We start from the raw sequence: 11,852 nt of genomic DNA, 5'->3' as shown, positions 1-11,852 counted from the left end.
AATGTGTGTTCTTTATCGATAAAGCATTACTTAGTAACTAACTTAATAGCTAATTTTTTTGCCATCTGAAAAGCAGTAGGAAATGTGGTTTCTACATTCAAAATCAAACGATTGAGGCTTTCATTTTGGTCTTTTGGGAAGTTTACATCAATCCCATTTACTTTTTTGAGATTCAACTTTTTAATACGAGATTGATATTGTAAAAATTCCGTAGAAGTAGGAATATAATGTCCTGTAAAAGAGGAACGAGAATGTTCTGGCTGAGTAGTGGCAAGACTTCCATGAATTGTTTTTCCATGCCAAAAAAGAACATCGCCTTTTCTCAAAACTGGTGCGCTACACTCCAATTTAAACTGATGAATAATATCTACAACTAATTTTTTGTATTTATCGTGGTTGAAAGCAATATCAAAATCACCTCCATTTTTTTCCATATCAATTAAATGACTTTTTGGATAAACATAAAAACGACCTGCCCCTGGTGCAATATCTTCAATCGCTATCCAAGTTCCGACCATTCTACCAAGTTCAGAAGAGTCTAAATAATAACTATCTTGATGTGCCCAAGTAGCTGGGTTTCCTTCAAAATACATGCTCTGAACGAGTTTTGGGTCATCAGACATCAAATTATTTAAGGCTGTTTTGAACCCTTCACTTGTCAGAATTTCCATTCCTTTTTTTCTAAAAATTGGAAATTTATTTTTATCTAAAGACTGAATATTCAAAATAGAATTAATCATGTATTGATAATCAGTCAGTTTGTGTTTCTCTGGATTTGCAGAAGCTTGTCTATAAATATAACCTTCATATGATTTTACTTCTTTATCAAATGCCTCTTTGGCTGCATCACAGAGAGATTCTGGAATTAGGTTACGAATAATTAAGTAACCTTCTTTTTCATAATATTCTTTTTGTGCAGCAGGTGTTGTGAGTGTATTATAAATATCATTTTGAGCGTCATAATCCACAGGAACTTCAAAAGTCCCACCGTGAGGAGCTGGAGATTGATAAAAATTATCTATTGAGTTATCTTTTATAGTTTGCATAAAAAATCTTTTTTGAGAAAAGGAACTTGAAAATTGGCCTAATAATTTACTATTTAACTTTGTTATTCAAGTACAAATATACATAACCATTTTATGATACGGTATAATCTATCAAAATTTATTCTCAACAACCTAATAGTTTATGATTATTACACTATTTCTTTAATTGAACCTCTAGTAAGTATCCTATAAATTTTATTTTTTTTAGTCGTTTCAAAAGCTATTTTTGAGTGTGGATATGACCTTTCAGCTAAAGAGCTAAATATCTTAAAATAAAATAGAAAAAATTATGATTTGCTTCAAGTACGTAACAAATTGATAACTAATTGTTTATAAGTTATCCTAAATTATGAGAGATAAAAAAAAGCTTTTTTTTACCAAAAATGATAATTCTTTCTTGTGTATATCAAAAATAGTTACTTACTTTGCATCACCAAAAGGGAAAAACGATGCTATTTTTATAGAAAATGGCTTGTGAGAATTTGAAGGTTAAAAAGTGAAATCTATAACTGAAAAATAGTTTGAATAAATTTTATATTTAGTTTTGAACTAAAATAAATTGTTTGTAGTTTTGCATTCAGATAACGAAACAAAAGTTATCAAAAAAAATAGAGAGGTGGCTGAGTGGTCTAAAGCGGCACCTTGCTAAGGTGTTGTACTGGTAACGGTACCGGGGGTTCGAATCCCTTCCTCTCTACTAGAATATTTTTTATAAAAATATTCTTTTTTTAAAAAAAAAGAGAAAAAATATGCAAATTTATTTGTTTTAATAAAAAAAATAAGTTACCTTTGTATTCTCAAATATGAAACTCAAAGAGAGTTAGTTAAATAATTCTCCATGTCGATTCAATTGAAATCGGGATGTAGCGTAGTCCGGTCATCGCGCCTCGTTTGGGACGAGGAGGTCGCAGGTTCGAATCCTGCTATCCCGACAAAATTAAAAAAAATTGTTAGTCGTAAAAATTTTACTTTTTATCTAGCAATTTTTTTTTGATTTTTATTCAAATCAAAAGGAAGGTTCCTTAGCTCAACTGGATAGAGCAACTCCCTTCTAAGGAGTAGGTTTCAGGTTCGAGTCCTGAAGGAATCACTAAGCTACTTTTTCAAAAGGAAAAAGAGCATTTTAAAAGAAAAGATGATGTATTGCAGCATTGAAAACTTATTTAAAGAGTATTTTCATTAAAGCTATCCCTTATATGCTTTAATTAGTATCACTCTAGTTATCTTAAATCCAGTAAGGTATCTCTAATTTAACTAAGGCTCAAGTCATTTTCAGATTTTGAAAGACAATTTAATAATTGTTCAATCTTTCAAAATGGTAAAATGATTTATAAAAAATTCAACCAGTTGTATATTTCACTTTTTGCTCAAAAACTAAAAAACGGCAAGTTATCTATTCGCTTTCGAATTTCCATAAACGGACAACGAGAAAATATAGCGAGTGGAATTGTTTTGGAATCTGCGAAACAATGGGTTAATCCTGTTGTTCGTTCCCACAAATTCGCAAAACAGTACAACGATAGACTTACACAAATTCAAACGGATTTGATGGAATGTTTTAATCGTCTGTGTAATCTGGGCTGCTCCCCTACGGCTCTTCTTGTCAAAAACACTTATAAGGGAAATTCAAAACCTCCTATTACCGTATTAGAAGTATTTAAAAATCTTTGGAAAGAAAAACAAATTGAAGCTGATTTGGGTGATATACAACCTAAAGCAGTTCAAAAATACAAGACAATTTATAATAATCTGTCTGTTTTTTTAGAAAAAGAGAGTTCAAAACATTTACCTGCAAATCAATTTGATAAAGTATTAGGTAAAAAGTTTTTTTTGTATTTACGCCAAAACGGAAATTCTGAATTACACGCAAAGAAAAAAGTTACGAAAGTAAAAACAGCTTTTGAAAATGCGCTTGATGATGAATACTTAGATAGAAATAAGCTAAAACGTTTAGGTATCAAGACAAAAAAAGCACAAAGGAATATTAATTTTTTATATCCTTTCGAAATTGAAAAGATAAGAGAAAAGAAAATGCCTTTACAAAGATTAGAAGATGAAAAAATAGTCGCTCTTTTTCAGTGCGCTGTCGGATTATCTGATATTGATTTGAGAATATTTGCCAAAAACCCAAAGAATTATTTGATTGAAAAAAACGGTCAAACTTGGATTTGTACGCAAAGATCCAAAAATGGAAATATTGTCGAAGTTCCTTTATTTAGGGAAGCTAGACAAATTCTTGAAGATTGTAATTACGTTCTTCCTATAAAAGCATTAGGAAATCGTAATGCTTATTTGAAAGAAATTGCAACTCTCGTAGGTATTACAAGAGTTAATTTATGTAGCCATTTGCTTAGGCGTTCGTTCGCTACTTGGCTGCTGAATTTTGAAAAAGTTCCTTACGACACTGTGAGCCGTTTATTAGGGCATTCTAGTGTAGTAGTTACTATGCGCCATTATGCTGCTGTTCTTCCAGATAAAATTCTGGATGATGTGAAGCATTTGGTAGATTAAATAAAGAGTGCTTGTCCCCTTAATTAAAAATATGTTCTAATGATTAGTACAACTTATGGAGATTTTGATGGAGCTACTTGGGAAGAACTGTGTAAGATTTGCTTTATACAAAAATATCAAACTCAAAATACTACTTATGTACCAGTGCCTGCAACACCTGGAGATAGTGGAATAGAAGGCTTTACTTATTCAGGTAAAGTATTTCAATGTTATTGTCCTAATGAATCATATACATCAGATGAACTCTACAAAAAGCAAAGAGATAAAATTACAACTGACTTAAATAAATTAAAAAGTTACGAAAGAGACCTCAAGGAGAAGATAGGAGAGAATATGAAAATAAATGAGTGGTATTTTGTTACCCCTAGTTATAGAAAAAACGATATAATAAATCACTGTAGAAAAAAAGAGGAAGAGGTGAAAAAATGGAAATTGAGTATAATAGATAATGAGAATTTTAAAGTTACTCCACAAGATATAGCTTTTCTTCACCCTGAACTAAGAATCAATTTAAATTCCATCGATAAAAAAATTAAACTAAATCCTAAGAAAGATCCTTTAAATGAGGATATACTGTCTTATCAAAAAGATACTGGGGCATTAGTAAATAATTTACAACGTAAACAAAAGAAGCGATTAGGGAAAAAAATTCCTGAACCTCGTTTAAATATAATAATTCACAATTCTATTGAAGACTTTCTAATAGGAAGCTCAATTATAGATAGTTGGCAAGATTTGACCTCTGATGATTATGAAAATTTTAAAAAAATTATAGCCCAAGAAGAAAAAGAAATATATGATATCTGTGCATCTTCTGATGGAGATCATAAGCTTACTTATAAGAATATAAAGGAAAGAGTAGAAGAAAGATTGAAAGAAGAGTTTTCTACATATGAGTTAATAACCATAAAGAATTTAGCCAATTATGTGATATCTGATTGGTTACAACGTTGTCCATTAAACTTTGATCGAGATGAATAACAAGAAAATACAAATTACCTTCAATAGAAAAAAAAGCCCCATTCCAATTGATTATAGACCATTATATAAAATTTCTCATTTTGCGTTAATTTTGTATTATTGTTGTATAAAAAACAAAGCTTCATTGGTTAAGTTACATTTATTTGCTTGGGCATTGAAATCAAGCAAAAACATGGCTAAATTTGAAGAGACTCTTGATTCTGGTATTTGGAGTTTAGAAGCTTCAGTAACTAGAGCTTTAAACTTTGGGGTTGCAGAAGGTCTTTTTGATAGAAAAGGAATAAGTTTTTCACTAACAGTAAAAGGCAAAAGTTTTGTAGAGCAAATTAATCATTTAGACGCATTACACCCTGAAAAAAGATTCTTAAAAAAAATAGGAAAATCTATTTCTGAAAGTAAAATAAAAACAATATCTAAACACTGGCAATAAGATTATTAATTATGCTTAAGATAAACCATGTACATATTGATATAACTACTGACAAGGGTAATTTTTTATCCAAAATGTCATTTAAAGATGGTTTAAATATTGTAAAAGGTGCTAATACATCAGGAAAGAGTACTGTATTCCAAACTATGCTTTATGGTCTTGGAATGGAAGAGTTGTTAGGTGGAAGGAATGAGAAAACTATGCAGTCAGCGTTGAAAGACGAAGTTGAGTTTCCCAAAGGGGAGTATAACAAAATAATTCAGAGCAGAGTTTTTTTAGAAATACAGAATAATAAAAAAATAATTACCACTCAACGATATATAGTAAGTAAAAGTAGTAAAATAAGTTCTAAATTAATCAGAGTTTTCAAAGGTGGAATAATAACAAATGGCAGTAAGGGTATTGATTTCTTTGATACTTGGGTACACGATAGTGGAGCTGCTAGTAATAAAAAAAGAGGTTTTTATTCTATATTAGAAGATTTTTTAGGTTGGGATTTACCTGATATATATTACTCTACAGGAGAGCTTAGAAAGCTTTATATACAAACAATATTCCCTTCATTTTTAATTGAACAGAAAGGAGGATGGAGTGACTTCCTAGCAAGAATTCCATACTATGGGATAAGAAATGCTGATAGTCGTGCTATTGAGTTTTTGTTAAAACTTGACACATTTGAAAAAAGCAGACAAAAACAGGAGTTAAGACAACAAAAAGAAGATTTAAAGGATCGTTGGGAAAGTACATATCGTAGTTTAAAATATGCTACTGTAAGTGCAGATATATCTATTAAAGGAATTACTAAAGACCCTGAAATAATAGATGATAAAACACCTATATCTTTTTTTCTATACAGTCTAAATAAGAAAAGAAATGAATCAGAAAAAATTACTTTAGATGAATATATTAGTAAATTAAATAAAGAATATAAGGATACTGATAAAAATATAAAAAAAACTCCAAAAGTAGATGTTACTAAAACTGAAAAGCTTCTATCAGAAAAAGAATTAGATTTAAGTAAGTTAAATATTTCTTGGTCTATGCTATCAAAGAGGCTTACAGCATCTAGAAACAACTTGAAAAATTCAGAGATTAGATTAAACGAGAAAGAAGAAGAATTAAGACAAAATCAAGATGCAAAGAAAATTGTTAGCTTAGGAGGACATATCGATTTAGATACAGCAGATGATACTTGCCCTTACTGTAAACAACACATAAAAGACAACTTATTTGTACATAACTCTGGTATTGAACCTTTAAGTATAGAAGAAACAATAAAATACTTACGGTCTCAATTAAAAATGATTCAAGTATATATAGAAAATGAGAAGAGAGCTGTAAATCAGAATGAAAGACTTGCTAACAGTTTTAATAATGAGATGAATGAGTTACGGAAAGAAATAAGAGCACTTAAATCAGATCTTACTGCTAATGATAAAGCTCATTCAGAAGCGATGCTTGAGAAAAAAATACTTCTAAAGTCTAAATTGACTCTATATTACTCGACTAAAGATAAGATTAATGATCTAGTTTTAGAGCTAGAGTCACTATCTCTTGAATGGAAAGAACTTCTTGTAAAAGAAAGTAAACTACCTAAAAATAATCTAAGCCCACAGGACAATTCTAAAATAAGTGATGTCCAAAAGATATTTATTACATTATTGAAACGTTTTGGATACACTAGTAAATCTGATAATTCGATAATAATATCAAAAGATAGTGATAAACGTTTTTTATTACCAGTAATAAAAGAACAGGGAGGTTTTAACTACAATTTAAAATTTGATAGTTCTGGTAGTGACTTTATTAGATCTTTGTGGGCATTCTATTGTGCTTTATATAAAATCTCAGGGGAATATAATACCAATCATCCAAAAATATTAATATTTGATGAGCCTATTCAACAGGACACTTCTAATAAAAGTGTAAATGCCTTAATTAGAGAGCTTTCTACATATAAAGAAGGGCAATCTATCATATTTGCATCTTTTCATCAAAAAGAAGAAGCATATAAAGAGATGACAGAGGGAGTAACAGTAACAGATTTTAATCTAATACAAGTAGGCTCAAAAAGCATCATACCTGAATAGTTTTATCTATTACTCATATCCAAAATAGCTTAATAGTTTAAGAAAAAAATTGAAAAGAATAATCGCACAAGAAAAAAAGCATAGAAAATACTCTGCGAAAACGAGAAAGGCAACAACAACTGGATGAAGTTTGTGCAGGTAGTCTATACTCTCTACAACAATGAAATAAGAAAAGTAAAAGCTTACTATTGCTGTAATAACATAAGAAAGTCTTCTTAGTTTTTTATAAGTTGTCATAATGTTTTTATTAAATTTACTTTAGCTAATATACGCAATTGTTCTTTATTTGTTAAAGTATATTCAATGTCTTTTATAAAATAATTAGAATACTCTAATCTAATTAGTTCTGTTAAGTCTATTCCTTGGAGCTCTGAAAATGTGAAAATTATCTCTCGTTCTACTTCGGAGTTGTCTATAAGGTTTAAGTAGTTTTTCCAAAATTTTTGATACAAGCTCTCCCATAAAAGCGAATAATTATCTGTTTGAAATTTGGCTCTCTTATCTATATAGGAGATAAAATTGAATGATTTTACTACTCCTTCTTTTATCCAAAGTTCTTTTAACAAAAGCTCAAAACCTTGTACATAACCAAACTTTGCAAAAGAGCTTGGCATTCGCAATCCTTTTTCTAAGAAAGGAAACGCAAATACATCTGGAGTAACTTGATAAAGTGGCAAAAAAGGAAAGTTGCTTATAATTTCTTGAGTTCCATTTTCAATTGTTTTTGAGGTCAAAAACCCTGTGTTTAGTTTTTCTTTCCTATCTGGATTATCTTCTAAGTTGTATTTTAGAAGATACCCTTCTGTTTTTTCTTTTTCTATTTCTGAAAATCTTTCTGTACAAGCATACTCTTTCGCTAGTTTTTTCGAAATGATAGAGTTTGCCGTCTCTATTTTCAAAATTTTACGAGTATGGTCATAATTTACATTAAGACAAAAAAGGTTTTGTAGTTCTGTAATTAATTCGGAGAAAGAAATATCAGGTAAGCAATCTGCTACGAAAAACTGCAGATTTTGTGTTATATGCCAAGTATTGGATATTTTTTCTGCAACAGCATAAGGATTCGTTAAAAACAATTTTTCTATTTCTATATCTTTTAAAAAGTCGCTTTCTAGTTTCCAACCTTCTAAGCTTAGAATTTTTTCTATTAGTGCTGTAATGCGAAAACTAGGAAGAAATACACCGTCATTATAACGCTCATATTCTTGTGTATCTTCGTTGAAGGCATTAACTACAACGAATTGAAAAATGGTGTTTGTTTCCATCTCTACTAAAAAAAAAGGAAAACAATAATCTGAGTTTCTAAAATCTGCAAGTGCATCTATTGCATCAACATGTGTTTTTGCTTTTAGTTTATTATCCCAATTGTCATTTGGTCTTTCAAAGAAAGCTAAAATGGGTTCGGCTGTAGAGTTTGTTGTTTTTGTGTTGTCTGCATAAGCAGAAAAAGGCAAATTGGTATCAAATCGTTCTATTTTTATTTTATCTATTCCGTTTACAGTAGCAACAGCGTTGCTATTAGTATCTGCATTAATAGCATTTACTAAATCAGAAATAAGATTATCCCAAGTGTTCGAAACTGTATAAGTTATTCCAGTTACCACTGCGGTAATAGAGCCTGTGTAATTATCCCAAGAAGCTGTTGGTATAAAAAAAAGAGAGCGCAAATTTAATTCTACAAAATGATTATCTTCTGTAATAAAAAACGTCCCTAATTCATCGAAAAGAGTGTTGAGCTTACGATTAAACAAATCGACTTTTTTATTTAATTGTAGATTAACCTCATAGCCTGTATTACTTCTTTTTGTTATCAAATCTGCTTTAAACAAACGAATACCATTGGCACGTAGAATAGTCTGTAAAGTTCCTTTTTTTTGTTCTTCTAAAGTATTAGAAATAATACTGTTATTTATACGAGAAGTAGGAAGAGTAAAAGGGTACGAATATGACTGTTTGTTCTCTTTTTTTATTATTTTAAAAAGAGAATTATTTTGTTTTATAGTAATTTTAGCATCGTTATCTAAATCTAAAGATGCGTTATTTGCACTTATTTCTAGCATATTGATTTATTTAATCGTTCACAATTTCATCTGGCATACAATCTAATTTTGTAAATACTTCAGTTACAAAGTCTGGTACAATAGCTGCATCTGTCCATCCTATTTTTTCTAGTTCTCTGTAAGAAATATAATAACAAACCCAGTCTTTTTTTTCTTCTTGTTCTGCTGTTTTGTCTGCTAGTTCCTGTCCTTCGTATTCTTCTAAATTGTAATATCTGCTTGGGTGAAATTCTGCGAAGGAATAGCCCCAATTTTTAGGATTTTCTTTTTTAAATTTGTAAGCTCCTTTTACAATTCTATCTTCTACAATAGAAAAAACAGTTTCTGCATCAGAAAGTGGAAATACAGAAAGAGCTAATGTTGCTTCATTTGAAAATTCTACACCCTGCTCTATTTTTTGATGTATTTCATCTCGCATATTATCGACAATGCGTACTTTTTTTATTTTGTCTAGTATAGAATTAGATTTATATATTAGTTTCATAGATTATATTTTTGACCTATTTTAGATAAAATAATTGCATCTTCTTCAGTTGTGTAATTTTCTGTTATAGAAATATGCCTAGACAGTTCAAATTCAGAAGGTCTTCTTGAATCTCCAATATAATGAGGTGTATAAGTTTGTCGGAAAGCACTTGTTGTAGTTTGAGCAGTATAAGCCAATGCTTTTACTTTTACTACATAAGCTGAATCTGATGTACATAATATATTTTGAGTAAAAGGAATACCTGTTGTGTCTCCAAAATAAGTTTCATATTGATAAGCATATCCGACCACAAATTGTGAGGATGTAAAACCACTTAATGTGTGGTTATAGTTGTTTAGGTAAGAATTTCCAACAACTGATGTATAAGTGTCTCTAAGTATTTTATAAACGAAATAAACTTTCTTTACATAAAAGCCATTTGTTGCACTCAAATACATTTGGTTAGCTCCCATAAGGAGTGCGTTATTTTGTATAGTTCCTCTAGCAGAGGGTGTGTTTTGAGACAATGTTCTTGAACCCTCTCGGCTTCTTACAAAAGTAGGAATTACTACATCATAACAAGCTGGGTTTTCAAAATCAAAATCTATTGTTGCAATCTCTCTAAACTTTATTTCTGCAAAATAATCGTTGTTTGGCATTGAAAATGTAAAACTTCTTGCTTTTTTTACTCCGTTTTGGTCTGGAATTGCCACAACTGTACTTCCTGCTTGTACGATATTATCAAAAGTAGCATTTATAATCCGAGCTGGTAAGGCGTAATTAGGAAAAGAAATATCTATAGTAGAAGCGTCTAATAAAAGTGTATCTGGGTTTACAATCAACCAAGTTACTTTTACAGAAATATTCTCTCCAATTTCTATGCTTTCTTCGCTGTTTGGCGCAACATCTACGATTTCAGAATCATATTCTACTCTTACATAACTATTTACTGCTCCCGTGTTACGAATAGTAAATTTTGGAAGTGTAGGAGGTGTGGGAACTTCTCCCAAAGCAGGACGAAATATTTTATTTGTATAGTGTTTGACGTTGTGAGCGTGTACATATTCGAAAGAAAAACCTATCAATCCATTATTTTTTTGACTATAAATATGCTTTATTTTTTCTGCAATAATAGGGATAAATCCTGTATCGGATTGTAGAAGCATTTCTCTAGATAAAACAAAGTCTTGCTTTACAACAGACTGTAAACGATTTAGAAAAGCTGTATTTGCAGTTCCTCCACGCCTTCCAGTTTTTGAAATAATAAATTTTTGAGCATCTGTAATAGCATAATTAGCAAAATCTCTTTTACTCGCTGTTTCAGATTCGCTTTCTAAGAAATCTTCATAATCTCCCTGGCAAATGAGTGTATCGAATACACCAAAAGAATTTTTAGCTAAAAAATATTTTGCTTCTCTATTGGGCTGATCTGCAATTTCATATCTGAAATATTGAGATACCAAGAACGAATTATATGCAGCGTAAACACTCCACGCAATTATATTTTTTGTTTGTTCTGTAGATTTGGCTTTTATAATATCGTAACGAGTTGGAATACATTGTATATGATAACCTGCTAGATAATCAAATAAACGAACAGTTTCTTCTGTGCCATCATCGTAATAGATTATAGAATCTACTGTTAAATCTCTGTTTGCCTGTGAGCCAAACCAATAGAGAAATTCATTTGCATATTTTGTAGTAGATTTTGGGTCTTCTACGCTTGTTAAAAATCTTCTATCTCCAGCTTCTATATCTCCAAAAAACCAATCATACTGCTGTTCATAGGAAAAAGCCTCTCTATCTAGTGCTGCATCTACAGCATCTACCAAATAGCGTAAGTCTTCGATATTTCCAGACATTCCATCTAAGCCAAGTTGTGTTTTTACGTTATCAACGACTTCATAGATTTTTATATAAAAAGTTGTTGTTGTATGTTCAACAATTTGTGTGGCGTTGAAATCAGGAACAGGAATATTTATTCCTGCATAGTCCTGCATTTTTTGTTGTATCTCAAATTGGACAATTCCTTCTGCACTTGGCTCTTCGATTAAAGACTTACCTAACTTTGTATAAGTTGTTGTGTTTATATCAAATATGCCTATTTCAAGCTCTAAATAATAAGAGTTATTTAGATGCCAGTTAATATCTGCTTGTAGATTTATAAAGACAATATTTCTAGCCCACGCTAAGCGAGTAGTTAGTGTTCCACTTGTTGTTAAAAAACTTGCGCTATTTAGAGTTGCTGCCATTTATTATATAATTTAT

Annotated in this window: 8 protein-coding genes and 3 tRNA genes; 7 read left to right on the top strand and 4 right to left on the bottom strand. The window is 30.5% G+C overall.

Going from position 1 to position 11,852, the window contains the following annotated elements; genetic code table 11:
- Positions 1–26: 26 nt before the first annotated feature.
- Positions 27–1,046 carry a phytanoyl-CoA dioxygenase family protein gene (locus WAF17_RS02870; protein WP_338766016.1) on the bottom strand — a complete coding sequence of 340 codons (1,020 nt, stop codon included), beginning with the start codon at positions 1,044–1,046 and terminating at the stop codon, positions 27–29.
- Positions 1,047–1,656: 610 nt separating this feature from the next.
- Here WAF17_RS02870 and WAF17_RS02865 point away from each other — a divergent pair.
- The 7 genes from WAF17_RS02865 (at position 1,657) to WAF17_RS02835 (ending at position 7,058) form a co-directional block, all read left to right on the top strand.
- Positions 1,657–1,743, top strand: a tRNA-Ser gene (locus tag WAF17_RS02865).
- Between the two features lie 160 nt (positions 1,744–1,903).
- Positions 1,904–1,978 (top strand) — tRNA-Pro (locus WAF17_RS02860).
- Between the two features lie 84 nt (positions 1,979–2,062).
- A tRNA-Arg gene (locus WAF17_RS02855) sits at positions 2,063–2,136 on the top strand.
- Positions 2,137–2,369: 233 nt separating this feature from the next.
- Positions 2,370–3,557 carry a phage integrase SAM-like domain-containing protein gene (locus WAF17_RS02850; RefSeq protein WP_338766013.1) on the top strand — a complete coding sequence of 396 codons (1,188 nt, stop codon included), beginning with the start codon at positions 2,370–2,372 and terminating at the stop codon, positions 3,555–3,557.
- Between the two features lie 39 nt (positions 3,558–3,596).
- Entirely contained in the window at positions 3,597–4,538 is a 942-nt protein-coding gene (locus WAF17_RS02845) for a hypothetical protein (RefSeq protein ID WP_338766011.1), read from the top strand.
- Positions 4,531–4,968 (top strand): hypothetical protein, encoded by a 438-nt coding sequence (locus WAF17_RS02840; protein WP_338766009.1) that lies wholly within the window; start codon positions 4,531–4,533, stop codon positions 4,966–4,968. Before WAF17_RS02845 ends, WAF17_RS02840 begins: the two co-directional genes overlap by 8 nt.
- 74 nt (positions 4,969–5,042) lie before the next feature.
- The gene (locus tag WAF17_RS02835; RefSeq protein ID WP_338766007.1) at positions 5,043–7,058 is read left to right on the top strand and encodes a hypothetical protein; all 2,016 of its coding nucleotides are present in this window, start codon (positions 5,043–5,045) and stop codon (positions 7,056–7,058) included.
- Between the two features lie 233 nt (positions 7,059–7,291).
- On the opposite strand, the gene WAF17_RS02830 is transcribed toward WAF17_RS02835, so the two are convergent.
- From WAF17_RS02830 to WAF17_RS02820, 3 genes are read right to left on the bottom strand one after another with little or no spacing between them, the layout of a single operon-like run.
- The gene (locus WAF17_RS02830) at positions 7,292–9,118 is read right to left on the bottom strand and encodes a hypothetical protein (protein WP_338766004.1); all 1,827 of its coding nucleotides are present in this window, start codon (positions 9,116–9,118) and stop codon (positions 7,292–7,294) included.
- A gap of 10 nt (positions 9,119–9,128) precedes the next feature.
- On the bottom strand, positions 9,129–9,602 hold the full coding sequence (locus WAF17_RS02825) for a hypothetical protein (RefSeq protein WP_338766002.1): 474 nt from the start codon (positions 9,600–9,602) through the stop codon (positions 9,129–9,131).
- On the bottom strand, positions 9,599–11,836 hold the full coding sequence (locus WAF17_RS02820; RefSeq protein WP_338766000.1) for a hypothetical protein: 2,238 nt from the start codon (positions 11,834–11,836) through the stop codon (positions 9,599–9,601). Before WAF17_RS02820 ends, WAF17_RS02825 begins: the two co-directional genes overlap by 4 nt.
- Positions 11,837–11,852 lie beyond the last annotated feature (16 nt).

It is taken from the genome of Bernardetia sp. ABR2-2B (genome assembly GCF_037126435.1).
Taxonomy (GTDB): Bacteria; Bacteroidota; Bacteroidia; order Cytophagales; family Bernardetiaceae; genus Bernardetia.
Note: the sequence above shows the minus strand (reverse complement) of the source record. Positions and strands in the feature narration are given on the sequence as shown.